Below are 25705 nucleotides of genomic sequence, written 5' to 3'. Positions count from 1 at the left end.
TTACGCCCAAATCGATTCCGATTTTAGGAACTCTGCAAGAAAATCGCGGCCTACGCACTGCGGCTGAATGGCCTCAGCAGGTGAGGATGTCCATCAGCCTGCCATGGCACGTACGGCAGCGGGCTTCGCAGTCAATGCGGAGACAATGTCGTTCATCGGCGCGAGCTTCTCGAGGGGGCCGATCGCCGAAAGTGTGGGAACAGTGTCGAAGAAAAGCCGGCCAGCGAGGTCCGTCAGGCGTTCGATGGTGATGCCGGAAAGGCGTTCCATCAACTCATCGTTGGGAATGGGGCGGCCATAGAGCATCATCTGGCGGGCGATCTGGCCGGCGCGCGCGGCGGGGCTTTCCTGGCCCATCAGCAATTGCGCCCGGATCTGCGCGCGGGCGCGCTCGATCTCCTGCTGTTCCACGTTCGTTGAGGACTTGCGCAACTCCTCGATAATCACCGGCATCAATTCCGGCAGGTTCTCGCCGCCCGTCGCAGCATGGACGCCGAAGATGCCCGTGTCGGAAAAACCCCAGTGGAAGGCATAGACGGAATAACAGAGACCGCGATGTTCGCGCACTTCCTGGAAGAGCCGGGACGACATGCCGCCGCCGAGGATATTGGCAAGGATCTGCGAGCAATAGAAGTCGCGGGCGTGATAGGCCTTGCCTTCGAACCCGAGCAGGATCTGCGCATCCATCAGATCGCGCGTTTCGCGGCTGTCGCCGCCGGTATAGCGCGCCGTCTCTAGGACCGGTAGGGAAAGCGGTGAGGCGGGCAGGGCGGAAAAGCGCTCCTCGACCTGACGCACGATCGTGTCATGGTCGATGGCGCCGACAGCCACGATGAATGTCCGATCTGTCGTATAGTTGCGGCCGAGATAATTGCGGATCTGGTCGGCGGTGAACGACATCACCGTTTCCGGCGTCCCGAGAATAGGCCGACCGACCGTCTGATCCCGGTAGGCCGTTTCGGCAAAATGGTCGAAGACCACGTCGTCTGGCGTGTCGTCGGCGGCGCCGATCTCCTGCAGGATGACGTGTTTCTCCCGGCGGAGCTCGTCCTCTTCGAACGTCGATTCCGTCAGGATATCTGCGAGGATGTCGATCGCCAGCGGCACATGATCCTTGAGCACGCGGGCATAGTAGGAGGTCGTCTCGGTCGAGGTGGCGGCGTTGACCTCGCCGCCGACATTTTCGATCTCCTCGGCGATCTGGCGGGCGGTACGGCGCCTCGTGCCCTTGAAAGCCATGTGCTCCAGCAAGTGCGCAATTCCGTGCTCGTCCACGGTCTCGTTACGCGAACCGGACTTGATCCAGACGCCGAGCGCCACGCTTTCCAGATGCGGCATTTGCTCGGTAACCACCGTCAGCCCGGAAGCGAGCCGCGTGCACTCAACTTTCATCATCCGTTTCTTTCGTCCTAATCCCGAACGCGGGTACGCTCGCCGATGAAGGTTTCGACGATTTTCAACTCCGGATCCAGGATATCGAAACGCTCCGCCCTGGTCATGAGATCAGCAAGCCACGTCGGAAGCGCGGGGTCAATACCACTGGCCGATTTTACTGCCGCGGGGAATTTGGCCGGATGGGCGGTCGCGAGCGTGACCATCGGCGCGGAAGGCTTTTCGTGCTTGGCCGCCACGAAGACGCCTATTGCCGTATGCGGGTCAAGCAGATAGCCGGTTTCCTCGAAGGTCTTCCGGATGGTGTTTGCCACCTGCTTTTCGGAAGCACGACCGGCGCGGAACTCCTTCCGGATTTTTTTCAGTGCGCTCTCGCCGACAGCGAAGGAACCGGATTGATTGAGGCTTGCCATCGCCGCGCGCACCGCCGCCGGATCGCGCTCATTGGCCTCGAAGAGGAGCCGCTCGAAGTTGGAGGAGATCTGGATGTCCATCGATGGGGAGGTGGTCGCCTTCACCTGCCGCATCTCGTACCGGCCGGACTTGAGCGTGCGGGCCAGAATGTCGTTGTCATTGGTCGCGATGATCAGCTTGTCGATTGGCAGGCCCATGCGCTTGGCGACGTAGCCGGCGAAGATATCGCCGAAATTGCCGGTCGGTACGGTAAAGGAGATCTTGCGATCCGGCCCGCCAAGCGCGATCGCCGTCGTGAAATAGTAGACGATCTGGGCCATGATGCGCGCCCAGTTGATCGAGTTGACGCCCGAGAGCTTCACGCGGTCACGGAAGGCCTCGTCGTTGAACATGGCTTTGACGAGGTTTTGGCAATCATCGAAATTGCCGTTGATCGCTATCGCATGCACGTTGGTGGCCGTTGCGGTCGTCATCTGCCTTTGCTGCACCGGCGATACCTTGCCGCGCGGGAAGAGGATGAAGATATCCGTACGCTCGCGACCGGCAAAGGCATCGATTGCGGCCCCGCCCGTGTCGCCCGACGTCGCGCCGACGATGGTCGCCCGTTCGCCGCGCTCGGCAAGCACGTGGTCCATCAACCGTGCGAGCAATTGCATGGCGACGTCCTTGAAGGCGAGCGTCGAACCGTGGAAGAGTTCCAGGACATACGAGTTGGGGCCGGTCTGGACCAGCGGCGCGACGGCCGGGTGGCGGAAGGTGGCATAGGCCTCGTCAATCATTTCGCGAAATTTCGCCGCAGGGATTTCGCCGTTGGTGAAAGGTTCGAGCACGGTGTAGGCGACGTCCTGATAGGACTTGCCGCGCAGCCCTCGGATTTCCTTTTTCGAGAGGTTCGGCCACTCCTTCGGAAGATAGAGGCCGCCGTCACGGGCCAGTCCTGCCAGAAGCGCGTCGCAGAAACCGAGGGGTGCCGCTTCTCCCCGCGTCGAAATATATTTCACCGTCTTCATCCTTCGTCACCCGAGTTCCTGTTTGGAGCAGAATGGTTGGAGTTGCTGCGGTCGGACGCTCTCCGTGCTTCCCCTGGTTCGGCCCCATGACATCACGCGTCCTATGAAACGCGCATATCACGTTGATTGGCTGTGGCAAGCGAGCGTTGCGGTCGTCTTAAAGGCGAGCCGCTGCCCGGCTGCCTTTTTGCCTCAGTCCCCCGAAAATCGCGCGGCCGTTCTTGTCACAGTGGCAATTTCCGGCTCCGCGGAATTTTCCAGCGCAGTCGGTCGCCCCGTCGATTTTTCAGTTTCGCGCTGCTATAGACGATGCCCGAAGGCCAAGGAAGGTCTCCGCCGATCGTATTCGGAGTGGAAGTGGGCGATCCCGCGCCGCTTCCGGTACATCGGAATGAATCGCGACCGCCGCGATTCCTCAAAAGTTTCGACCGTTCAATAGAGGTTGTACAACGTGTCTGGCAATCTATCTCTCCGTCTTCTCGCAATGTCCGCCCTTTTGGCCGTCTCCGGCTGCAACACGCCGCAATCGGGGGGCGCCATCGAAGCCGGAGGGAGTGCGGCCGCACCGACGCCCGCCGTCGTCCAAGGGGCCTGCCCGCCGGTGACGCTCAGAGAAGGAACCGCCTCATACCGCACCTTCGCAAAGGGCGGCAAGGACGATCCGGCCAAGGTCGTATACCAGGCGTCGCTTGCCGACACCACGCGCCAATGCGTGCAGAGCGAAGACAGCCTCAAGGTGACCGTGGTTGCGCAAGGCCGCGTTGTTGCGGGACCCGCCGGGGGGCCTGGCAAGGTGACGATGCCGATCCGTGTCGCCGCGACCGACGGCGAAAAGACGCTCTATTCCGAGCTGACCCAATATCCCGTCGAGGTACCGCCGGGCAGCACCAACACTCAGTTCGTCTTCACCAAGACCGACGTCACCCTGCCGGCGGGTGCCGGGGCGGACGCCAAGATTTACATCGGTTTCGACGAGGGACCGCAAAGCGCGCGTTAAGTGGCGGCTTGACCGCGTACTTGGACGGGTGGGCCGGATGGGGGCGGCGACTTTGCATACCCGATTTCCGGTGACAAGCACAGAAATGGGGTAGCCAAAGGCGATACGCCTCGTCGTCGCCCGTCAGCTCCCGCTTACTCTGCCGCGACGCTCTTGCCGGCTTCCCACTTGTAGAGCGAGAAACTTGGCGAGGTGAGGTCGCCGGTTTCGCCATAGGTGAGCTTGCCGATGACGGTGTCGATCTCCTCGCCTGACTTGATCGCGGTGGCGACGGCAGTCGGATCCTCGGCGGAACCCGCTTTCTCGATGCCGGCTTTCAGCACCTGGACGGCGGCGTAGGCGTTGAGCGTGAACGCTTCGGCCGGAATGTTCTTGGCCTTGAGAGCCTCGATCACCGGGGCTGCAGCAGGGTTGCGGGTCGCGTCGCTTGCATTGGTGAAGATCGTGCCCTCGGCAGCTTCTCCGGCGATCGCCCAGAACTCGGTATTGGAGAGGCCGTCGCCGCCGATCAGCTGGGCATTGACGCCCTGGTCGCGCATCTGGCGGATCATCAGGCCCGCCTCTGCGTGGTAGCCGCCGAAATAGACGACGTCGACATTCTCGGCCTTGAGCCGCGTGACGATGGCGCTGAAGTCCTTCTCACCGGGGTTCAGTCCTTCGTAGACGACTTCCTGAATGCCGCCCTCGTTGATCTTGGCCTTGAGGCCGTCGGCCAGGCCCTTGCCATAGGCGCCTTTGTCGTGAAGGACGGCGATCCGCTTGTCCTTGAGATTTTTCAGGATGTATTCGGCGGCAACCACTGCCTGCTGATCGTCGCGGCCGCAGGTGCGCAGGACGTTCCAAAGACCGCGGGTGGTCAGATCAGGCGTGGTCGCGGTCGGCGTAACCATCAGGATGCCATTCTCGGCGAGCACGTCCGAGGCAGGCATAGCCGTGCCGGAGAGGACCGGGCCGACCACGAACCGCACGCCTTCGCCAGCGAGCTGGTTTGACACCGATACAGCTTGCTTCGGCTCGCCGGCGGTGTCGACGATCCTGATGACGATCTTCTCGCCTTTGATGCCGCCGGCATCGTTGATGGCTTCGACCGCCGCCTCCGCGCCATTCTTGACCTGCTCGCCGAAGGCCGCGACCGAACCGGTGAGTGGCGTGATCACGCCGAGGGTCAAGTCGGCATGGGCGAGCGGGGCGAATGCGACGCCGGCCGCGAAAGCCAATCCGGAGAGTAACGAAAGACGCATAGCGTTTCCTCCTTGGAAAATGCCCCCTTGGACGTTTGATATAGTCCTCGCGCGCGGTTCGAAAACGGGCGATTTTCACAAGGGGCGGCCGCGCCTCTTCGTGCGGTCAGGCCGGCATCGTCTCGGACCATTCTGCCAGTGCAGCGATTACGCCCGGCAGTGCCGACATGCGTGAGATCACCGTTTCCGCACCGGCATCCGTCAGCTTGTCCGCATGCGACGGATAGCTGTGGCTGCCGCCGGTGAAACCGACGACGCGCATGCCCGCGGCGCGGGCGCCATGAATACCGTGCACTGAATCTTCGATGACGATGACGCGCGCCGGATCAACTTCGAATTGGGCGGCGCCGTGCAGAAAGATGTCCGGCTTTGGCTTCACCCGGTCGGGACCGAGGTCGCGCGCCGAATAGATGTGCTTGCCAAAATGGTCTCGTATGCCGACTTTGCCGAGCATCGTCGCCAGCCGCGCCGAGGTGGAGTTAGAGCAGATGCAATGCGGTTGCGCGAGCTGCATCAGCACCGCCTTGACGCCGTCGATGATCCGGACGTCGCTGGCGAGCTTCTTGTCGAGAATGGCATCGACCCGATCGATCAGCGAAGCGGAGAGCGGAATGCTCGCTTCCTTCTCGATCGTGAGCAAGGTGTCGCGCCAGGTCATGCCAGCAAAGCGTTCATTCATCTCCTCGACGCTGATCGGGTAGCCCGCTTTGCTTACCAGCTCGGCCTGTACCTGCGAGGCGATAATTTCCGAATCGACGAGAACGCCGTCGCAATCGAATATGATGAGATCGAAACCGGTCATTGTGCGTCCTTGGGGGAGGGCGCCGCTGGCAGGAAGGACTCTGAAGTGCGGCGCGGAAAGAGTTCCGCCAGCCTTATACGATGGCGGAGCAAAGCTCAACCTGGAGAGGGACGAGGAAGTGCATCCGCTGTTCCGCCCCCGTCGTTTGCGGGCTGCCTCCGGGGACTGCGAAGGCTCGGCATTCTGTACGGGCGTCGCCCGTGACGGCTTCGGCGGCGCGCTGGTTGAACCCAGCCTTCATCTCTGAAGCGCTATAGCGGGAAGAGGTCGAGAAAGGCCTTGTCGCCCCTGTCGGTAAAGCGAATGGCGCGGCTTTCCTTCTCACGCTTCGCCCAACCCTCGTTGAGAAAAAGCTTGAGCAGCGCCTCGCCGAGGGAGCCTGCGAGATGCGAGCGGCGTTCGCTCCAGTCAAGACAGCTTCGGCAGATCGGTCGCCGCGATTTCTTGAGCGCGGCATAGTCGATCCCAAGCGCCTCTATACGCTCCCGGCCCGCTTCGGTCAGGGTAAGGTCGTCTCCGGCAATTTCGATCTGCCGTGCATTAATGAGGCTGTCGAGCATGCGCACGCCATAGTCGCCGGCGAGGTGATTGTAGCAGACGCGCGCTTTGCGGAGCGCCGGGTCCTTCGGTCCCGGCCGGTGGCGCGTAAGGCCGCGGCTCGCGGCAAAGCCCATTAGACTTTCGAGCATCAGCCCGACCTCGTCCTCGCTCAAGGCGTAGTAGCGGTGGCGGCCCTGCTTGCGCTGCGTCACCAGCCCGCCCGCTTCGAGCTTGGCGAGGTGAGAGCTTGCTGTTTGCAACGTGACGCCGGCATGCGCCGCGAGCTCCGTCGGCGTCAACGCCTGTCCGCCCATGAGCGCACTCAGCATGTTGGCACGGGCCGGGTCGCCGATCAGGGATCCAATGAGCGCAATGTCAGGACCTTCTTTCATACTTCGATCGTAGTCGAAGCATTCCGGCGAAACAAGCGGGCATGATGTCGGCATCAAGAAGGAGACAACCATGATAACCTGCTTCATCCGTTACGAGATCGATCCTTTCCGCAAGGACGATTTCGCCACCTATGCCCGCAACTGGGGCGAGGCGATCCCGCGCTGCGGCGCCGACCTCATCGGCTATTTCGGACCGCATGAAGGCTCGGCGACAACGGCCTATGGAGTCTACAATATCGAGAGTCTCGCCGCCTATGAGGCATACCGTGCCAGGCTCGCCGCCGATCCCCTCGGTCGCGAAAATTACGAGTTTGCCCGTCGCGAGCGCTTCATCCTCAAGGAGGACCGCATGTTCCTGAAGAACGTCTCCCTGCCGCATGGAGTGAGCCGATGATTGCCATCATCTTCGAGGTCGTTCCGGCAGAGGGCAAGCGTGACGCTTATCTCGGCCTTGCCGCCGAGTTGCGTCCGCTGCTCGACAGCATCGACGGTTTCATCTCGATCGAGCGGTTTCAGAGCCTCTCCGATCCCGACAAGCTGCTGTCGCTTTCCTTCTGGCGCGACGAGGCGGCGGTGAAGGAATGGCGCGAAGGCGCCGAGCACCGTTCGGCGCAGGCTGCGGGACGGAGCGGCGTCTTTGCCGACTATCGCTTGAGGGTCGCTGCGGTCATCCGAGACTATGGTCTCAACGACCGCGACGAGGCACCGCCGGACAGCCGACTATGGCACGACCGGACGGAAGGCGGCCGATCCTGAAAAAGCGCGTGCCCAGCCGCACAACCAGCCGCACAAGGAGATCGTGGCAAGGGAAGGGCAACCCGACGCCGCAATTTTGCGGACGGCCTTCAGGCTTTGGTAACCATCTTCGGTAACCATAAGTGCTATAGTCAGTCCCGAGTAAGCGTATTTGCGAGTTGCCCATGTCCTCTGTTGTTTCGCTTGCAGAAATCTCCCGCGCCGCCCGTCCGTTAAGTTGGCTCGACAGCATCATCAAGGGAGATTGCGTGGCCGCGCTGAACGCGCTTCCCGATAATTCGGTCGACGTCGTCTTCGCCGATCCGCCCTACAATCTCCAGCTCGGCGGCATGCTGCACCGCCCCGATCAGTCGCTGGTCGATGCCGTCGACGACGAATGGGATCAGTTCGCTTCGTTCGAGGCCTACGATGCCTTCACCCGCGCCTGGCTGCTCGCCTGCCGCCGCGTTCTCAAGCCGACGGGCACGCTCTGGGTCATCGGTTCCTACCACAACATCTTCCGCGTAGGCGCGATCCTGCAGGACCTGCATTTCTGGATCCTGAACGACATCATTTGGCGCAAGACCAATCCGATGCCGAACTTCAAGGGGCGCCGATTTCAGAATGCCCATGAGACGCTGATTTGGGCTACGCCGAACGCCAAGGCCAAGGGCTACACCTTCAATTACGAGGCCATGAAGGCGGCGAACGACGACGTTCAGATGCGCTCCGACTGGCTGTTCCCGATCTGCTCAGGCTCCGAGCGGCTGAAGGGCGAAGACGGCAAGAAAGTGCACCCGACGCAGAAGCCGGAGGCTTTGCTCGCCCGTATCCTGATGGCCTCGACCAAACCGGGCGACGTCGTGCTCGATCCGTTCTTCGGTTCCGGCACCACCGGCGCCGTCGCCAAGCGCCTTGGTCGTCATTTTGTCGGCATCGAGCGCGAACAACATTACATTGATGCCGCCGCCGAGCGCATCGCCGCCGTCGAGCCGCTGGGCAAGGCAACGCTCTCGGTCATGACCGGCAAGAAGGCGGAGCCGCGGGTTGCCTTCAACACGCTCATCGAAAGCGGGCTGATCAAGCCCGGCACGGTGCTCACCGACGCGAAGCGCCGCTACACCGCGGTCGTGCGCGCCGACGGCACGCTGGCATCCGGCGGAGAGGCCGGCTCGATCCACCGCCTCGGCGCCAAGGTCCAGGGCCTTGACGCCTGCAACGGATGGACGTTCTGGCATTTCGAAGAGGGGAACACTCTGAAGCCCATCGACGAGCTCAGATCCGTCATTCGAAACGACCTGGCAAAACTGAACTGATCAACCGGTTCCGCCCAGGTCTTCGAAAAGCGCTCCGCTCGGTTTTTGTGCCTTCAGTCCCGGAGGGAGTGCTTTAAACGCCCGGAATCCGAAGAGGGTTCCGGGCGTTTGTATTCCGGGACGAGGAACCGATATCGACAGCAAAAGCCCCGCCGCAAAATCGCGGCGGGGCTTGTCGATCGACGGTTGAGCGCCTCAGAGGAAGAAGTCGTCCGACCGGAGGCTCGTGACGCCGTTCACCTTGATCTGGAAGTCGGCATAGCCGTCGCCATTGACGTCGCCGGAGATCACGCCGCCGGCGAAGCGGAGCTCACCCGCCTCTCCGGAGAAGGCGGAGCCGCCGATGTATTGGAAGCTCTGGTTGCCGCTCCAGGTCGTGTCCGCATCGATCGTCGAAAGATCGATGACGTCGAACTCCGAGCGGCGGAAATCTGTGATCACGTCGCGCCTGCTGCCGACTGCGGATTCGGTGATCGAATTGAAGTCGAAACTGTCGGTGCCGGTGCCGCCGACCAGATAGTCGAAGCCGGTGCCGCCGCGCAGGATATCGGCGCCGGAACCGCCGTAGAGATCATCGTCGCCGCTGCCACCGTCGAGAAAATCGTTGCCACCGAGGCCCTCGAGAATGTCGTGACCGCCGAGCCCGCGCAGCGTGTTGGCAACCGAACTGCCGGTGATATCGTCATTGCCGTAATGCGTGCCGGTTGCGTTCTCGATGCTGATCAGGTCCTCGCGCCGGCCGGTCCCGGTGGTCGCATATTTGTAGCCGAGGTCGATCGTCACGCCCTTGCCGCGCTCCGCGCTCCAATCGTCCTGGAACTGATAGCTCACTGTGTCGATGCCGGTGCCACCGTTGAAGTAGTTCTTGAAGCCGACGGAGAAGAACGTGTCGTTGCCGCTCTCGCCATAGTAATCGCTGGCATAGCCTTCGATTTCGAAACGGTCGTTGCCGGTGCCGCCGTAGACGACATCATAGGCGCTTGTATCGCGGGCACGAATGTCGGCCACATAGATGTCGTTGCCGGCGCCGAGATAGATGTCATTGCCGCCCTCGAAGTAGTTGACGACCAGGTCGTGGCCGTAGCCTGCCTCGACATAGTTGTCCCCACCGTAACTGCCGGTTACATTCAGATAAATGTCGTCGTCGCCGTCGTAGGCATAAATCTCGACAGGCATGTAGCTGTAGTCGCTCTGCCTGATGATGTTGGCGTAGTTCGTACCGTAAATGCGCGTGGCCATTGCTCTACCTTTCGGCGAAGGCGTTGAAATCTCACGCGGATCATGGGGCAATAAAGCTGAATGGCCGGTGAACCGATTGCGGCGCTTTCATGAATTCAGTGGGGCGGCTCCATGGCTGGCGACGACAGCTCGGAGGCGGAAGCCATTGCCGGATCGATGTCGCGAACGTCGCCCACAGGTTGCACGCCGTAACTCGCCAGATCGATCCTCAGCTTCTGCGGGTCAGTGAAAAGCACCGCGTGCCAGCCGGCGGCGCGTGCCCCCTCGACATTGGCCGGGCTGTCGTCGATGAAGATCGTTGCCGCCGGCTCGAGCCCGAAGGCGTCGGCGTGAGTCCGGTAGATCGCGATATCCGGCTTGATCAGTCCGACATCGCCGGAAACGGTGACGCCGCGCGGCAGCGTCAGGAACGGAAAGCGCTTCTGGGCCTCGCGGAAAGTATCCGACGCGAAATTGGTGAGCATCGTCACATCGCGCCCTTCGGCAACCAGGCTTTCGAGAAGCGAGACGGATTCGGCATAGGCGTGCGGCACCATTTCGTGCCAGTGCCGACGGAACGCGCGGATCTGTTCCTCCCGCTCGGGATGGTCGCGGATCAATAGCGCTTCGGCCTCATCCCAGGTGCGGCCCCGGTCCTGCTCGATGTTCCAGTCGTGTGTGCAGACATTGGCGAAGAACCAATTGCGCTCGGCCTCGTCCGGGATAAGGCGGCAATAGGGAATCTGCGGATCGTAATGGATCAGAACCTTGCCGATGTCGAAGACGATGTGGCGGATTTCGGCGCTCATGGAGAATTCCCTGTTTAATGACGATTCGAACGGGTGGTTTTTTTTGGCCCGTCCTCAGCCCTGGTTGAACGCATGCGGTATGGCCTGGGCGATTGCTTTTTTCATGACGGTCGGCAGCGCCTGCGTCTTCAGCGAAGCGATCGGCTCCCACCAGCCCTCGACGCCGGGCAGTGCCGCGATGACATTCGCGCGGTAGACGGAAAGACGCAACTCGAAATGGGTGAAGACGTGGCTGACCGCGCCGCAGGGCTGCCAGGCTGCGGCGAAGGGTTGCGCGTCGAGCGTGGTCGCACCATCGCGGCGCGCCGTCCAGTCCGTGCCGGGGACCTCTGTCATGCCGCCGAGCAGGCCCGTCTCGGGACGTTTGCGCAGATAGACGGCCTCGGCTTGGTCGATCGCCACGAATGCGGCGCCGAGGCGCAGCGGCTTTTCCTTCTTCGCGGCCTTCCGCGGAAACGTCTCCGGGTCTGCGTTGTGAAGGGCCAGACATTTCGGACGGAAGGGACAAAGCGAACAGGCCGGTCGCTTCGGCGTGCAGATCGTGGCGCCGAGATCCATCATCGCCTGGGCGAAATCTCCCGGCCGCTCGGCGGGCGTCAGCTCCGCAATCAGCTGGCGCATCCGCGGCTTGGCGGCGGGCAACGGCGCCTCGATCGCGTAAAGACGCGAAATCACGCGTTCGACATTGCCGTCGAGCACGGCGCTTCTGCGGTTGAAGGCGATCGCCGCGACTGCGGCTGCGGTGTAGTCGCCGATGCCGGGAAGCGCCTTCAGCCGTTCCTCCGTGTCCGGAAAACGGCCGCCATGCTCGCGCGACACCGCTTCGGCGCATTTCTTCAGGTTGCGCGCTCTCGCGTAGTAGCCAAGCCCGGCCCAAGCCTTCATGACGTCCTCCGTCTCAGCGGACGCCAAATCCTCGACCGTCGGCCAGAGCCTCAGAAACTTGTCGAAATAGGCCTTGACGGCCTGGACAGTCGTCTGTTGCAGCATGACCTCCGACAGCCAGACGTGATAGGGATCAGCGACGATCCCCTGCCGCGCCATGGGCGGCGAGACCCGCCACGGCAGGTCGCGGTGGTGGCGGTCGTACCAGGGAAGGAGAAGAGCGGCGGCTTCGCTCGCCGCTATAGTGTAACGCGTCATTTGCCGGGGAGTCCTTTTCCGGCCTATAGTTGGCCGAGGCTCGCCCGGGCTTCAAGGCTTGATTGGAATTGCAAACAGAAAGTCGTGTCAGTGCGTGAAGAGAAGCCCCGCCGGGGTGTGGTCCAGATCAGCGAGGTCGCCAATGGCCTGATCGATCCGGTGCTCGCCAAGCGCGCGGGCATCAACACGATGCTGCTTGGCTCGTGGGACGAGATTGCCGGTCCGGACTTTGCCGATTGCACGCGGCCGGAAAGGATCGCCTGGCCGCGCCGCGCCTCCGAAATCGGCGCGGATGGCGGCTACCAGCCGGGCGTGCTCACCATTGCCTGCGAGGGGGCAAGGGCGCTCTTCCTCACCCATGCCCAGGGCGAACTGATCCAGCGCATCAACGGTTTCTTCGGCTTTCACGCAATCGGACAGGTGCGGATCGTGCAGAAGCCGGTTGCCGCTCCTCCGAGAGCAAATCGACCCCCGCGCCCGCTGACCGGCGAAGCCGCCCGCCTGCTCGAGACCATGGTCGAGGGTATCGAAAGCGAGGGGCTGAAGAAGGCTCTGACGCGGCTCGGCACGGCCGTGCTTTCGCCCCAAAAGAAATGACAACCGCAACGACGACATTTGCGCGTCCGCTAATGTCGCAAATGTCACCGTGGGATCTCAAAATTGCTGCATTTTTTGTCCGAGGTCTCACAAGGAGACTTGCGGTAGTCGGTCACAATTCTTTGAAGTCAGTTGTCACGCCACCCCTTGCCGCCTTGCACTGGGGAAGTTATCGAAATCGCACTTCGAATTTCCCTCCAAGATTACGGGGCCTCTCCATGTCCGCTTCCGATATGAGACTTCCAAAACGCCTGCTGAGCGGTGTCGCCGTCGCCGCGATCGCTCTGGTGCTTGCCGCCTGCAGCGACGAACAGAAGGAAACGGCCGCCACCGCACCGACGGAAGCCGCTTCGAGCGCACAGGCGACAACCACGGCCTCGACGGCGGCAACGCCCGATCCTTCGAACACGGCGAAACCCGCCGGCACCGAAGTGGCGCAGGCCTCCGTGCCGGCCGCCAAGGTCGAGCTGCCGAAGTCGGAAGGCAGCGTCGACGTCAAGAAGCTCATGGAACCCGGCCCGCTGCCGGAGATGGCGCTTGGCGAAGCCAACGCGCCGGTGACGATCGTCGAATACATGTCGATGACCTGCCCGCATTGCGCCAACTTCCACAACAAGACTTTCGACGCGATCAAGGAAAAATATGTCGATACCGGCAAGGTGCGCTTCGTCATCCGCGAATTTCCGTTCGACCCCCGCGCAGCGGCTGCCTTCATGCTGGCGCGCTGCGCGCCGGAGGGGCAGTATTTCCCGATGATCTCCATGCTGTTCAAACAGCAGGAACAATGGGCCGCTGCGGAGAACGGTCGCGAAGCGCTTCTGCAGATGTCGAAACTCGCCGGTTTTACACAGGAGAGCTTCGAGGCCTGCTTGACGAACCAGAAACTTCTGGATGATGTGAACGCTGTGATGCAGCGCGGCGCCAAGGAGTTCGGAGTGCAATCGACGCCGACTTTCTTCGTCAATGGCGAGCACTATTCGGGGGACATGTCGGTTGACGTTATGTCGGCCCTCATCGACAGCAAACTCTGATCCTTCGCTTTTCAGGACAGCGGGCGACGGCCGCGGCCGTGCGCCCGTTTTTCGTGTCCCGCTGCCGGTGAGGCTTCGCCATGCCTCACGCTGAAGTCTCGCCGAACGATCGACAATGTCTGCGAGCATATTGTGCGTGTGATCGGGAAGGGGGCATTCGAGTGATGTGCTCGTGGTTCACCCCCCTCTGCCCTGCCGGGCATCTCCCCCACAAGGGGGGAGATCGGCAAGTGGCGACGTCCCGCTCAATTAGCCACGTTGTAGCCAGGCATGTGGCGGCACTTGCCACCTTAATGTTGCGCAGGGCGGTGCCTCCTGCCAATCTCCCCCCCTGTGGGGGAGATGCCCGGCAGGGCAGAGGGGGGTACTCAGCCCTCGCGTCCCTCCCATGAAATTCACCAAGCTCCGCCTGCTCGGCTTCAAATCCTTCGTCGAACCGACCGAATTCGTCATCGAGCGGGGCTTGACCGGCGTGGTCGGCCCGAACGGCTGCGGCAAGTCGAATCTCGTCGAGGCGCTTCGCTGGGTGATGGGCGAGAATTCCTACAAGAACATGCGCGCATCGGGCATGGACGACGTGATCTTCTCCGGGTCGGGCAGCCGGCCGGCGCGCAACACGGCTGAGGTGGGGCTATATCTCGACAACGGCGACCGCACCGCGCCCGCCGCTTTCAACGACAGCGACGAAATCCAGGTGACGCGCCGCATTGAGCGCGAGCAGGGCTCGGTCTACCGCATCAACGGCAAGGAGGCGCGCGCCAAGGACGTGCAATTGCTGTTCGCCGACGCGTCGACCGGCGCGCGGTCCCCGTCGATGGTCGGACAGGGCAGGATCGGCGAGCTGATCGCCGCCAAGCCCCAGGCGCGCCGCCAACTGCTCGAAGAGGCCGCCGGCATCTCCGGCCTGCATTCGCGCCGGCACGAGGCGGAGCTGCGTCTGAGGGCGGCCGAGACCAATCTCGAGCGGCTGGACGACGTCACCTCACAGCTCGAAAGCCAGATCGAAAGCCTGAAGCGCCAGTCGCGCCAGGCCAACCGCTTCAAGATGCTCTCCGCCGAGATCCGCCGGCACGAGGCGATCCTCTTTCACATCCGCTGGGTCCAGGGGAAGGAAGCGGAAGCCGAGGCGACCAGCCAGCTGAACCAGGTCACCGCGCTGGTGGCCGAGAAGGCGCAGGCACAAATGCAGGCGGCAAAGGATCAAGCGATCGCCAGCCTGAGGCTGCCGGAATTGCGCGAGAACGAGGCGAAGGCGGCAGCGGCGCTTCAGCGCCTGCAGATCGCCCGTGCCCAGCTCGAGGAGGATGCAGGCCGTATCTTGCGCCGCCGCGACGAATTGCAGCGGCGGCTGGCGCAGCTTGCCGAGGATATCGCCCGTGAGGAGCGGCTAGTCGTCGACAATGCGGGCATTCTCGCCCGTCTCGATGACGAGGAAGAAGAGCTCAAGGGTGTGCTGGCGGAGGCGGACGACCGCGCTGAGGAGGCCCGAGACAGGCTGGAGGACGCCAACGAGACGCTCGTTGCCAGCGAAGCCGACCTTGCACGCCTGACAGCCGAGCGCGCCGAGGCGCAGGCCGCTCGCAATCAGATCGAACGGACGCTGCGCGACCTTTCCGAGCGGCAGGCGCGACTTGCCCGACAGCTCGCCGACCAGACGCGCGATCTCGACGAGTTCGACCGGCAGATGGCAGCGCTGCCCGACCCGCAGGAAAAGCGCGGCCAGGTCGAGGCGGCGGAAGCGGCAATCGAAGAGGCCGAGGCCAGCCTCATCGCAATCGAGGAAAGCTTGGCCGAGGCTCGTGCGGACGAAGTCGCCGCCCGCCTGCCCGTCGACGAGGCGCGAGCGCGGCTGAACGGGATCGAGACCGAGGCGCGCACCATCCGCCGAATCCTGGAGGCAGCCGGCGCCAGCACCTACCCGGCGGTCGTCGAGGAGATGAAGGTCGACCGCGGCTTCGAGACGGCGCTCGGCGCCGCACTTGGCGACGACCTCGACTCGTCATTGGACCGGGCCGCTCCCTCGCACTGGCGCATGCCGGCCGACGATGACGGGGATCCCGCTCTGCCCGCCGGCGTTCCGGCGCTGACCGACCACGTACGCGCACCGGAGGCGCTCGGCCGGACGCTTCGCCAGATCGGCATCGTCGACAGCGAGGCGCAAGCGGAGCGGCTGCTGCCGCTTCTGAAGACCGGTCAACGGCTGGTGACGAAGGAAGGCGCGGTCTGGCGCTGGGACGGCCATGTGACCGGATCGGAGGCGCCGAGCGCCGCGGCATTGCGGCTTGCGCAGAAGAACCGGCTGGCAGAACTCGAGGGTGAGGCGGCGGCCGCGGCGGAGGAATTGCGGTGCGTCGAGGCGGACCTTGCCGCCGCGGCCCAGCGAATCCGCGCCGAGGACGAGCGGCTGCGGCTTTCGCGCGACGCGCAGCGCATGATAGCCCGGCAATTGGCCGATGCGCGCGATGCATTGGCTGCAGCCGAGCGCGCCTCCGGCGATCTCGCCCGCCGCCACGCCGTACTTGCCGAGACGCGGCTCCAGGTCGAGGGGCAGGTGGAAGAACTGGCCGAGCAGATCGAGGCGGCGACCGACGCACTTGCTGGCGCCCCCGAGCTTTCCGACCTCGATCTCAGGCTTCGCACCCGAACCGCCGAGGTTGCAGCCGATCGCGCCGCGGTTGCCGAGGCGCGCGCCACCCATGACGGCCTCGCGCGCGAAAACGAGGCACGGATGCGCCGGCTTTCCACGATCGCCGCCGAGCGCGAGACCTGGCGGGAGCGGGCAGCGGGCGCCGAAGAGCACGTCGCAACGCTCCGAGAGCGCGAGGCGGAGGCCCGGGAGGAGGTCGAGGAATTGATCGACGCGCCCGACGCCTTCGAGGAAAAGCGCCGCTCCCTGATGCGCGAACTGGAGAAAGCCGAGGCGGCGCGCCGGGAGGCGGCAGACATTCTTGCCGAGGCGGAGAACCGCCAGCGCGAGGCCGATCGCATGGCTGCGACCGCCCTTTCGGAGCTGGCGGAAGCGCGCGAGAAGCGCGGCAGGGCCGAGGAACGGCTCGTTTCGGCACGCGAGCGGCGCGTCGAAATCGAAGCGCGCATATTGGAGGCGCTCTCCTGCGCCCCGCACGAAGTGATGCGCCTGACGGGATTGGCCGTCGACGAGCCGCTGCCGGACATGCGGGCGGTCGAGCGGGAAGTCGAGCGGCTGAAGATCGAGCGGGAGCGGCTCGGTGCCGTCAATCTCAGGGCCGACGAGGAACAGAAGGAGCTTTCGGAGCGCTTGGCGGCGCTGCTCAAGGAGCGCGACGACGTCATCGAGGCGATACGCAAGCTCAGAAGCGCCACCCAGAACCTCAATCGAGAGGGCCGGGAGCGGTTGATCGCCGCTTTCGACGTGGTCAATGCGCAGTTCCAGCGGCTCTTCACCCATCTCTTCGGCGGCGGCACCGCCGAACTGCAGCTGATCGAGAGCGACGATCCGCTTGAAGCCGGACTCGAGATTCTTGCCCGTCCGCCGGGCAAGAAGCCGCAGACCATGACGCTGCTTTCCGGCGGCGAGCAGGCGCTGACGGCGATGGCGCTTATCTTCGCCGTCTTCCTCACCAACCCAGCGCCGATCTGCGTGCTCGATGAGGTCGATGCGCCGCTCGACGACCATAATGTCGAGCGTTATTGCAACCTGATGGACGAGATGGCTGCCTCGACCGAGACGCGCTTCATTATCATTACGCACAACCCGATCACCATGGCACGCATGAACCGGTTGTTCGGCGTGACCATGGCCGAGCAGGGCGTCTCACAGCTCGTCTCGGTCGACCTGCAGACGGCCGAGCGCATGCGCGAAGCGGTCTGAAAATGACGCCCTCCGTGCGGCGCACCCTACTTCTTTCGCAAGATTGATGCACTGCAGCAAAAATCTTCGCCAAGTGCATTTTCCACCCGAAACATATACTGTAGATCGTTACAAGATCAGGATGGTTTAGGTCGGATCGACCTAAAACCACAAACGTGATCGAATAAGCTAGCAGGGGGTGCGGGCGGAAAAACCGCACACACTTTTTCCTCATCCCCGCGCTAGAGCTGTTTGTGTGGTGGAGGACAGGCATGGCGAAGTGGGTTTACACCTTCGGCGGCGGCAAGGCCGAGGGCAGAGCCGGAGACCGCGACCGGCTCGGCGGCAAGGGTGCCAATCTCGCAGAGATGTGCAATCTCGGCCTGCCGGTACCGCCTGGACTCACGATCACCACCGATGCCTGCAATAGCTACTTCGAAAACGGCCGCACGATGCCCGAAGGCCTGCGCGAGCAGGTGCGCGAGGGGATTTCCCGCATGGAGGAGATCACCGCACGCAGCTTCGGCGACACCACCCACCCGCTGCTTCTTTCGGTCCGCTCCGGCGCCCGCGCCTCCATGCCGGGTATGATGGACACGGTGTTGAACCTCGGGCTCAACGACCATTCGGTGCATGCGCTTGGCCACGATGCCGGCGACGCGCGCTTCGCCTGGGACAGCTACCGCCGGTTCATCCAGATGTATGGCGATGTTGTCCTGGGCGTCGATCACGACGTCTTCGAGGAGATACTGGAGGAGGAGAAGGCGCGGCTCGGCCACGAGCAGGACACGGAACTCTCCGCTGTCGAATGGCAGCACGTCATCTCGCGCTACAAGGAAGCGATCGAGGAAGTTCTGGGCGAACCCTTTCCGCAGGATCCGGAGGTCCAGCTCTGGGGCGCAATCGGCGCGGTCTTCTCGAGCTGGATGAACCCGCGCGCGATCACCTATCGCCATCTTCACGCAATACCATCCGGTTGGGGAACGGCGGTGAACGTCCAGGCGATGGTGTTCGGCAATCTCGGTAACTCCTCGGCAACGGGCGTCGCCTTCACGCGAAATCCATCGACCGGCGAGAAGGAGCTCTACGGCGAGTTCCTCGTCAATGCCCAGGGGGAGGACGTGGTCGCGGGAATTCGCACCCCGCAGAACATCACCGAGGCCGCACGCATCGCCTCCGGCTCGGACAAGCCGTCGCTGGAAAAGCTGATGCCGGAGGCCTTTGCGGAGTTCGAGCAGATCTGCAACACGCTCGAGCGGCACTACCGAGACATGCAGGATCTCGAATTCACCATCGAGCGCGGCAAGCTCTGGATGCTGCAGACCCGCTCCGGCAAGCGCACCGCCAAGGCGGCGCTGAAGATCGCCGTCGACATGGCGGAGGAGGAGCTGATTTCGCAGCAAGAGGCGGTGGCGCGCATTGATCCCGCCTCTCTCGACCAGCTCCTGCACCCGACCATCGATCCGCATGCACGCCGCGATATCATCGGCTCCGGCTTGCCTGCCTCGCCGGGTGCGGCGACGGGCGAGATCGTCTTTTCGTCCGAGGAAGCGGTGCAGGCGGTCAAGGAGGGGCGCAAAGTCATCCTCGTGCGTGTCGAAACGAGCCCTGAGGACATCCACGGGATGCACGCCGCCGAAGGCATCCTGACGACGCGCGGCGGCATGACGAGCCACGCGGCCGTCGTTGCGCGCGGCATGGGCACACCTTGCGTCTCCGGCGCCGGCAATATCCGCGTCGATTATCGCAACGAACTTCTGATCGCCACGAGCGTGACGCTGAAGAAGGGCGACATCATCACCATCGACGGCTCGTCCGGCCAGGTCCTGAAGGGCGAGGTTCCGATGCTGCAGCCGGAGCTTTCGGGCGATTTCGGCAAGATCATGCAATGGGCGGACCAGAGCCGGCGGATGACCGTGCGCACCAATGCCGAAACGCCGGCCGACGCCCGCGCCGCCCGCTCCTTCGGCGCTGAAGGCATCGGGCTCTGCCGCACCGAGCACATGTTTTTCGAGGATGACCGCATCAATGTGATGCGGGAGATGATCCTCGCCGAGACCGAAGAGGGTCGGCGCGAAGCGCTCTCGAAGCTGTTGCCGATGCAGCGCTCGGATTTCGTCGAGCTTTTCTCGATCATGCACGGCTTGCCGGTGACAATCCGGCTCCTCGATCCGCCGCTGCACGAATTCCTGCCGAAGAGCGACGAAGAGATCGCCGAGGTCGCCGGCGTGTTGGCCCTCGACCCGGCGCATCTGCGCCAGCGGGTTGAGGCGCTGCATGAATTCAACCCAATGCTCGGCCATCGCGGCTGCCGCCTGGCGATCTCGCATCCGGAGATCGTCGAAATGCAGGCGCGTGCGATCTTCGAGGCTGCGGTCGAGGCTGCGCGCCTGACCGGTGCCCCGGTGGTGCCGGAGATCATGGTACCGCTCGTCGGCCTGCGCGCCGAGCTCGACTATGTCAAGGAGCGGATCGATGCCGTCGCCAAAGAGGTAATCGGCGAGGCGGGGATGGCTATCGACTATCTGGTCGGCACGATGATCGAGTTGCCGCGCGCGGCGCTCAGGGCGGACACGATCGCCCAATCCGCCGATTTCTTCTCCTTCGGCACCAACGACTTGACGCAGACCACCTTCGGGATTTCGCGCGACGACGCGGCCCTGTTCCTCGCCACCTACCAGCAGAAGGGCATCATCGAGCAGGATCCCTTCGTTTCGCTTGATTTCGACGGCGTCGGTGAACTGATACAGATCGCCGCCGAGCGCGGCCGCCGCACCAAGAACGGCCTCAAGCTCGGCATCTGCGGCGAACATGGCGGCGATCCGGCTTCGATCCGCTTCTGCGAGGAGGCAGGCCTGGATTACGTCTCCTGCTCACCCTTTCGCGTGCCGATCGCACGGCTGGCGGCGGCACAGGCGGCGATCAACGGCAACGATGAGGTCGAGGCGATGGCGGCGAGTTGACGGCTGTCCCGAGCGCCAGCTCGCTCGTCCCCTCCGCCTGCATCATCGCCTGACGATGACCCGCCTCTCGATGATGACCGGGCGGTCCCAGCCCCATAGCATTGCGTCGCTTCTGTAGCGGAAGGCCCGCGCTTCGGCGCGGCGGTCGAGATCTATTCGCTGCAGGCAGGCGGCGAATGCATCGGTGCCGCGGCGGAAGCCGTAGGAGGCGCAGGTGCTCTCGTCACGTGCCCGCCGCTCCTCTGGCGTCATCGTCTGGCATGCCGCAACGAGGAGACCGGCGGCCGCGAGCGCCAGCACTCTTGTGACCATCTCGTTACGTCCTCCTGATGGACAAAACACCGCAAGCGCTGGGCGGCACGTGGTGAGGCCGGGGCGCCTGTCGGCACGCGGTATCATGCGCCGGTGACGCGGGAGTGGCACCGCCGCTTCAGATGCGCTCGAGCACGCCGACAAAGGCTTCGGCGAAGCTCTGGAGATCGGCGGTCCGCTCGCTCGGCTGCTCGGCACGCACGGTGCTCCCATCCGCGTCGAGACAGACGAACAGGATGGTCGGGGCCTTGTCTCCGCTGGCGCCGAGGCGCAGGACGGCAATCATCAGGCAATCGTCGATGAGGCCGGAGGCGGGCAGCGCGAAGAGGAATTCGCCGCCGACGTCGTCCGACACGCTGCGCACGAAATCGGCGAAATCGCTATCGCCGCCAGAGAAACGGTCGAGCGAGAGTTCGAGCTCCAGCAAGGCCATCGGAATGGCTGCATCCTCCGCCTGCGGTGGCGGGGCAGGACGGACGATCTCCAGGCTGGTTTCCGATGCGGCCATGATGTCTCTCCGTAACTTGCCGCGCCTTGTGTTCCGATCGCGCGGGTCGTTGCCTCCAGTCGCATTCTACAGCGCCGCGCGTCTTATCAGACGCAGAGGCCGCCACTTCGATTCGTTGCATCTCTTTGGCCTTAATTCGCGGTCGACCAAGGAGACGTGCAGTAGGCGGACAGCCGCCGAATCCGTTAAATTAAATAACTGGTTAACGAGAATGGCGAATTTGCGGCACCTGCTCGACTTGGGTGCGCGCCTCCTCGAAGGCTCAAGCTCACTGTAGCAGGTCGAGGCGCTGAATGTTCTTCCTTAAATCAGTTTCGATCCGAGAATCGGACCGCGACGCGAGCGCCGGCTGCGCAACTGGAGCATAGTGGTTTCCAGCGCGGCCGGCCATCGTCCAGAGCGCAAAGCGCTCACATGCCTTCGCGCTGCCGCTCTATCTGCTTGTTTTTGCCGCATTTGTGCGACTTCAGGTGATTCCACCTGGCTGCAAAATGCTCTAAGAAGTCCGGGTCTGTTCCGTCGCGGGGATTGATTCCGTTTCATGGTTGTTCTCTACGAGCGTCCCTATTCCTATGCTGCCCACTGGGCGCGCCGGCTCGCCCGAATAGGATTTGTGCTTTTCGCACTGGCGCTCGCAGCGCATCGGTTCGGTCCGCTGACGACGCCGCATTTCCTGGCACTGGCTTTCGCTGCCGTCGGCTTTTGCCTCCTCGGCGTCCTGCTTGCGGCTGTCGGGCTCGCGCGTCTGTGGCAGGTGGCTGCTATGGGTGGCAAGGCATCGGTATCGGCGCTGTTTTATGCGGCGCTTCCTGTCGGCGTCTTTGGCTTTGGAGCGGCGCAATACGTGATGCATCCGGCGATCTACGACGTCAGCACGGATACGGTGACGCCGCCGCCCTGGATCGAGGTGCCGCAAGCCGGGGAAAGCTGGATCAGACGCAATGCGTCGGTGGCGCCCGAGGACCGGGAGGCGCAGATCGCCGCCTATCCGGGGCTGACCGGCCGCCGCTACGAGGGGGCGCTCGACCGGGTGTTCCAAGGCGTGCGCAAGGTCGAGGAGAAGGCGCGTATAACCACGGTCGCGGAGCTTGGGGTGGAGAACGCGCGCGCCGACCTCGAAGATCTGGCGGTGCGGCCCGGCACGGGGGTGGAAAGCGGCACCGAGCCTCAGGTCGTTCCGGTTCCGGCCGTGCGGCCGGCCCCGCGAGCGATCGAAGACGGCGTACCGGGACGGCGCTCCGGTGACGTCGTTCTGCAGGGCGAATGGCGCACGCTCGTCATCGGCTTCCGCTTCGACGTGCTCATCCGGCTGCGCGAGGAGGCGGAGACCACCTTTGTCGACCTGCGCGTCGCGTCGCGCTACGGCCAACACGATCTCGGCATGGGTGCCGCCTTCGCCGAGGAATTCCTGCGGGCGCTTGACGCTGAACTCCTGGGGATCGCCGGAGACTGATTGGCAGGCGGCGCCCCTTACCCCCTCCGCCCTGCGGTATCTCGCCTCACGCCAGCCGATATTCGCCGAGAAGCGAGGGCGGGCCGTCGGTCGCCACACGGCCTTGCTCGACCAGATCCTCGATATGGGCGAGCACCGAAAGTGCCGCGGCGCCGTGCAGGCGCGGATCGGTCGAGGCATAGATCACCGTCACTATGTCGGGAATCCTCCGTTCGCCGGCGCGCAGCCGTTCGATGACGGCGCGCTCACGCATCTTGCGGTGCGCTTTCAGTGCCCGGACGAAGGAGCCGGGCTCGGTGACGGGGCCGCCATGGCCGGGCAAATAGAACCGCTCGTCGCGGGCAAGCAGCTTGTCGAGCGAGGCCATGTAATCGGCCATGGCGCCGTCCGGCGGCGCGACAATGCTCGTTGCCCAGGCCATCACATGGTCGGCGGAAAACAGGATACCAGTGCCCTCAAGCGCGAAGGACATGTGGTTGGCCGTGTGTCCCGGTGTTGCGACCGCGATCAGGCTCCAGCCGTCGCCCTCGATCCGCTCGCCATCGGCGAGCGCGATGTCGGGAGCAAAGGTCATGTCCGAGCTTTCGGCGAAGGGATTGGTTTCCCCCTCATGCAGTGGGCGCGCCGCGCGATGCGGACCTTCGCCGACGATGGTGGCGCCGGTCGCCTCCTTCAGCCGGCGGGCGAGGGGCGAATGGTCGCGATGCGTGTGGCTGACGGCAATATGGGTCACCTCGCGCCCCTTGAGCGCCGCCATCAGCGCCCGGAAATGCGCCTCGTCCTCCGGCCCGGGATCTATCACCGCGACCGAGCCGCGGCCGACGATGTAGGTGTTGGTGCCGTGGAAGGTGAAGGGGCCGGGGTTGTTGACGGTGATCCGTTGCACGTTCTCGGCCACCGGCACCGCCTCGCCGTGGGCAGGTCTGAAGTCGAGATCGAAGTCCGGGCCCTCCATGCGTTTCGCCTCCTACTCATTCGCTCTCGTGGAGTGTATTGGCTCGTTGCCCGGCGTTGACGAGATTGTGCGCCACACCCGCGCCAATACCGGCAGCCACCTTCCTGCGCGCGACAATAGGCCAAAGGACGAAAGGAGGAAACGGCACTATTCACACGTTCGTTCTGGTCGTCGACCTTGGACAGTGCGGCTGCATGTGTAAAGGGAATGGTGAACAAAATCTGCGAGCAATGCGAAGTTAAGCATTGTGACGACGCACGAGCTTTGCTAATCAGGCGCTCGATTTGGCGCGGCAAATATCCGGCCAGCTTAAGTTGGGGCGTAGCCAAGCGGTAAGGCAGCGGTTTTTGGTACCGCCATTCCCTGGTTCGAATCCAGGCGCCCCAGCCACACACGCGCTGAAAGCGTTTTGGCCCACGCCATCAACAAAACCCGCCGACTGTCGTCAGCGGGTTCGATCAGAACATTTTGGCCTATTACTCCGCCTTCACGCCTCCCAGAAACTCCTCGCACCAGCTCGGGCCGCTTTCGCGCTTGCGATCGCCCACGATGCGGATCGAGCGGATGACGTAGTCGGAGGAGACGGTGAGCTGGACGGCGCAGCTCAAGTATTCGGTGCGGGCGGCGGAGATGCGCTTGCCGCGTTTGCCGTTGGCGGACATTTCGTACTGGGCCGGAATCTTGCGGCTCTTGTAGCCACCCTTCCAGCTATAGACGGTCTCGCTGCCGGATTCGACGTCGGACAGCGGGGGGCCGAACTGGGCGAAGAAGGGGCCTGCGGACTGGCCGAGCCAGCGTTTCTCGACCGCGTTTCGTGCCACGCCTGTCGTCGTCGTGCAGCCGGCAATGACCAGCGCGAGGCCGGCCGCCGTCATCAAGCGGAAAATCATGTCTCTGTCCCTTTGACCTGTGCTTTGTCTCGCGACGCGGAAGGCCCGAATCCCCCAGCTTTCCTCGCCTTTCGCCGAGGCTCTAGCGCCAAAGCCGGCGAAAGAAAATCGGCCTGCGGTCGCCCGCTCGAGGAAAATCCAAAGCGTTGCAGAAACGCCCTATTTCTGCCGCAAGGGATAGGCGCACAAGCTTTCCACGGGGCCGATTTTGCAGGGCTGTCTTCTTTTTTTGAGATGGCCGCTTGTGAAATCGAAAAGCCTGTTCTATAGAGGCGCCGCTGGTCACGGAGTGTAGCGCAGTCTGGTAGCGCACCACGTTCGGGACGTGGGGGTCGAGTGTTCGAATCACTCCACTCCGACCAGCTGAAAAGCCCGCAATTGCGGGATTTTTTCGTTTCAGCGTAGATTCACACCTAACGAAACACCTAACGATTACGAAGCCTTCTTCAACAGCGACGAGGATGAACAGGCCGAGTTTTTGAAGGCAGTTCCCGTTGAAGAGTTGGCGTTCTGGCGCGGGCTGCAAACCGCGCGGGCAGCGTACCTGGCCGACCATCTGCCGAACCGGGTGATGGCGACAAATAGAAAGCCCCTCCGAAGAGGGGCATCTCGAAGAGGGGCATCTCCATCTTCGATCTCAGTATCTACAGGCGACGTTCAGCAGATCAGCCCGCAGCCGGTCCAGTTCGTATACGGCCTCCATCTTTTGATGAAACTCCACGCCATCGAGGCCCAGTTCCTCGATATCCCGGAGTTCACTGCAGTGTTCAATGGCTTCGTCGATCTCGGTCGAAGTGAAGGTTCTCATACGTCAACGTCCTCCAGGCCCTCCACCTCATCGAGTTCCCGAAGAAATGCATCGAAGGCCTCCTGAAGCTCCTCCCCACGCTCGTCGACGAAGAGGTCCACCTCGTCGACAGAACCCACAGCCAGCTCCACGCGATATAGCCAGTCAGCTTGAGGGTAATGAAAAGGATGGCCAGAAGGCCGGCGAAACCAATTTGCATGCTTGTTCTCCCTATGCGCCTCCCATGGCGCTCAAGGGACAGTTTGACCCGGATATCAGAGGAGCAAATTTCGCCGGCAGAGAATGCAAGGCTGCTCGAGAGGGTCGTCAAACCGCCGCTATACATCAGCGGGTAACCCCGATTCCTGGTA

The 25705-nt window shown here is 63.3% G+C and carries 23 protein-coding genes and 2 tRNA genes; 11 read left to right on the top strand and 14 right to left on the bottom strand.

What is annotated here, in order from left to right; all coding sequences use genetic code 11:
- Window positions 1-93: 93 nt before the first annotated feature.
- Complete coding sequence (locus tag J2Z31_RS09185) at window positions 94-1395, bottom strand: M16 family metallopeptidase (protein ID WP_209601592.1); 1302 nt, start codon at window positions 1393-1395, stop codon at window positions 94-96.
- Window positions 1396-1409: 14 nt separating this feature from the next.
- Window positions 1410-2816, bottom strand: coding sequence for a threonine synthase (gene thrC / locus J2Z31_RS09180; RefSeq protein WP_209601591.1), 1407 nt, complete (start codon window positions 2814-2816; stop codon window positions 1410-1412).
- A gap of 484 nt (window positions 2817-3300) precedes the next feature.
- Between thrC and J2Z31_RS09175 the strand changes: the two genes are divergently transcribed.
- Complete coding sequence (locus tag J2Z31_RS09175; RefSeq protein WP_234939388.1) at window positions 3301-3813, top strand: hypothetical protein; 513 nt, start codon at window positions 3301-3303, stop codon at window positions 3811-3813.
- Window positions 3814-3947: 134 nt separating this feature from the next.
- On the opposite strand, the gene J2Z31_RS09170 is transcribed toward J2Z31_RS09175, so the two are convergent.
- The 3 genes from J2Z31_RS09170 to J2Z31_RS09160 form a co-directional block, all read right to left on the bottom strand.
- The gene (locus J2Z31_RS09170; protein ID WP_209601589.1) at window positions 3948-5054 is read right to left on the bottom strand and encodes an ABC transporter substrate-binding protein; all 1107 of its coding nucleotides are present in this window, start codon (window positions 5052-5054) and stop codon (window positions 3948-3950) included.
- A gap of 106 nt (window positions 5055-5160) precedes the next feature.
- Window positions 5161-5856, bottom strand: coding sequence for an HAD family hydrolase (locus J2Z31_RS09165; RefSeq protein ID WP_209601588.1), 696 nt, complete (start codon window positions 5854-5856; stop codon window positions 5161-5163).
- Between the two features lie 251 nt (window positions 5857-6107).
- Window positions 6108-6788 carry a winged helix-turn-helix domain-containing protein gene (locus J2Z31_RS09160; RefSeq protein WP_209601587.1) on the bottom strand — a complete coding sequence of 227 codons (681 nt, stop codon included), beginning with the start codon at window positions 6786-6788 and terminating at the stop codon, window positions 6108-6110.
- A gap of 70 nt (window positions 6789-6858) precedes the next feature.
- Here J2Z31_RS09160 and J2Z31_RS09155 point away from each other — a divergent pair, with 70 nt between their 5' ends.
- From J2Z31_RS09155 to J2Z31_RS09145, 3 genes are all read left to right on the top strand, one after another.
- A complete protein-coding gene (locus J2Z31_RS09155; RefSeq protein ID WP_209601586.1) occupies window positions 6859-7182 on the top strand; it encodes an NIPSNAP family protein in 324 nt (107 codons plus the stop codon).
- Window positions 7179-7544, top strand: a complete 366-nt coding sequence (locus tag J2Z31_RS09150) for an antibiotic biosynthesis monooxygenase family protein (RefSeq protein WP_209601585.1) — start codon at window positions 7179-7181, stop codon at window positions 7542-7544. The genes J2Z31_RS09155 and J2Z31_RS09150 overlap by 4 nt, the downstream gene beginning before the upstream one ends.
- A gap of 164 nt (window positions 7545-7708) precedes the next feature.
- Entirely contained in the window at window positions 7709-8839 is a 1131-nt protein-coding gene (locus J2Z31_RS09145; protein WP_209601584.1) for a site-specific DNA-methyltransferase, read from the top strand.
- Between the two features lie 195 nt (window positions 8840-9034).
- On the opposite strand, the gene J2Z31_RS09140 is transcribed toward J2Z31_RS09145, so the two are convergent.
- The 3 genes from J2Z31_RS09140 to mutY form a co-directional block, all read right to left on the bottom strand.
- On the bottom strand, window positions 9035-10078 hold the full coding sequence (locus J2Z31_RS09140) for a calcium-binding protein (RefSeq protein WP_209601583.1): 1044 nt from the start codon (window positions 10076-10078) through the stop codon (window positions 9035-9037).
- 95 nt (window positions 10079-10173) lie between these two features.
- The gene (locus J2Z31_RS09135; protein ID WP_209601582.1) at window positions 10174-10866 is read right to left on the bottom strand and encodes an HAD family hydrolase; all 693 of its coding nucleotides are present in this window, start codon (window positions 10864-10866) and stop codon (window positions 10174-10176) included.
- Between the two features lie 54 nt (window positions 10867-10920).
- Window positions 10921-12009 carry an A/G-specific adenine glycosylase gene (mutY, locus tag J2Z31_RS09130; protein WP_209601581.1) on the bottom strand — a complete coding sequence of 363 codons (1089 nt, stop codon included), beginning with the start codon at window positions 12007-12009 and terminating at the stop codon, window positions 10921-10923.
- Between the two features lie 90 nt (window positions 12010-12099).
- Here mutY and J2Z31_RS09125 point away from each other — a divergent pair, with 90 nt between their 5' ends.
- From J2Z31_RS09125 to ppdK, 4 genes are all read left to right on the top strand, one after another.
- A complete protein-coding gene (locus tag J2Z31_RS09125) occupies window positions 12100-12606 on the top strand; it encodes a DUF721 domain-containing protein (RefSeq protein ID WP_209601580.1) in 507 nt (168 codons plus the stop codon).
- A 218-nt stretch (window positions 12607-12824) separates the two neighbouring features.
- The gene (locus J2Z31_RS09120; RefSeq protein ID WP_209601579.1) at window positions 12825-13637 is read left to right on the top strand and encodes a DsbA family protein; all 813 of its coding nucleotides are present in this window, start codon (window positions 12825-12827) and stop codon (window positions 13635-13637) included.
- Between the two features lie 388 nt (window positions 13638-14025).
- Window positions 14026-17487: a chromosome segregation SMC family protein gene (locus J2Z31_RS09115; RefSeq protein WP_209601578.1), complete on the top strand. Its 3462-nt coding sequence runs from the start codon at window positions 14026-14028 to the stop codon at window positions 17485-17487.
- A 251-nt stretch (window positions 17488-17738) separates the two neighbouring features.
- Window positions 17739-20429, top strand: coding sequence for a pyruvate, phosphate dikinase (ppdK, locus tag J2Z31_RS09110; RefSeq protein WP_209601577.1), 2691 nt, complete (start codon window positions 17739-17741; stop codon window positions 20427-20429).
- A 42-nt stretch (window positions 20430-20471) separates the two neighbouring features.
- On the opposite strand, the gene J2Z31_RS09105 is transcribed toward ppdK, so the two are convergent.
- On the bottom strand, window positions 20472-20741 hold the full coding sequence (locus tag J2Z31_RS09105; RefSeq protein WP_209601576.1) for a hypothetical protein: 270 nt from the start codon (window positions 20739-20741) through the stop codon (window positions 20472-20474).
- 118 nt (window positions 20742-20859) lie between these two features.
- Entirely contained in the window at window positions 20860-21249 is a 390-nt protein-coding gene (locus J2Z31_RS09100) for a hypothetical protein (RefSeq protein ID WP_209601575.1), read from the bottom strand.
- Window positions 21250-21790: 541 nt separating this feature from the next.
- Between J2Z31_RS09100 and J2Z31_RS09095 the strand changes: the two genes are divergently transcribed.
- Complete coding sequence (locus tag J2Z31_RS09095; RefSeq protein WP_209601574.1) at window positions 21791-22702, top strand: DUF1499 domain-containing protein; 912 nt, start codon at window positions 21791-21793, stop codon at window positions 22700-22702.
- 46 nt (window positions 22703-22748) lie between these two features.
- Here the strand turns inward: J2Z31_RS09095 and J2Z31_RS09090 are convergent, their stop codons facing one another.
- Complete coding sequence (locus J2Z31_RS09090) at window positions 22749-23657, bottom strand: MBL fold metallo-hydrolase (protein WP_209601573.1); 909 nt, start codon at window positions 23655-23657, stop codon at window positions 22749-22751.
- A 315-nt stretch (window positions 23658-23972) separates the two neighbouring features.
- Here J2Z31_RS09090 and J2Z31_RS09085 point away from each other — a divergent pair.
- Window positions 23973-24047: transfer RNA gene (locus tag J2Z31_RS09085), tRNA-Gln, on the top strand.
- Between the two features lie 86 nt (window positions 24048-24133).
- Here J2Z31_RS09085 and J2Z31_RS09080 read toward each other — a convergent pair.
- A complete protein-coding gene (locus J2Z31_RS09080; RefSeq protein WP_209601572.1) occupies window positions 24134-24547 on the bottom strand; it encodes a hypothetical protein in 414 nt (137 codons plus the stop codon).
- Between the two features lie 285 nt (window positions 24548-24832).
- On the opposite strand from J2Z31_RS09080, the gene J2Z31_RS09075 reads away from it, so the two are divergent.
- Window positions 24833-24909, top strand: a tRNA-Pro gene (locus J2Z31_RS09075).
- Window positions 24910-25184: 275 nt separating this feature from the next.
- Here the strand turns inward: J2Z31_RS09075 and J2Z31_RS09070 are convergent.
- Window positions 25185-25355: a hypothetical protein gene (locus J2Z31_RS09070; RefSeq protein ID WP_209601571.1), complete on the bottom strand. Its 171-nt coding sequence runs from the start codon at window positions 25353-25355 to the stop codon at window positions 25185-25187.
- Window positions 25352-25474: a hypothetical protein gene (locus J2Z31_RS29595; RefSeq protein WP_268828426.1), complete on the bottom strand. Its 123-nt coding sequence runs from the start codon at window positions 25472-25474 to the stop codon at window positions 25352-25354. Before J2Z31_RS29595 ends, J2Z31_RS09070 begins: the two co-directional genes overlap by 4 nt.
- Window positions 25475-25705 lie beyond the last annotated feature (231 nt).

The sequence above is a fragment of the Sinorhizobium kostiense genome (genome assembly GCF_017874595.1).
Classification (GTDB): Bacteria; Pseudomonadota; Alphaproteobacteria; order Rhizobiales; family Rhizobiaceae; genus Sinorhizobium; species Sinorhizobium kostiense.
Note: the sequence above shows the minus strand (reverse complement) of the source record. Positions and strands in the feature narration are given on the sequence as shown.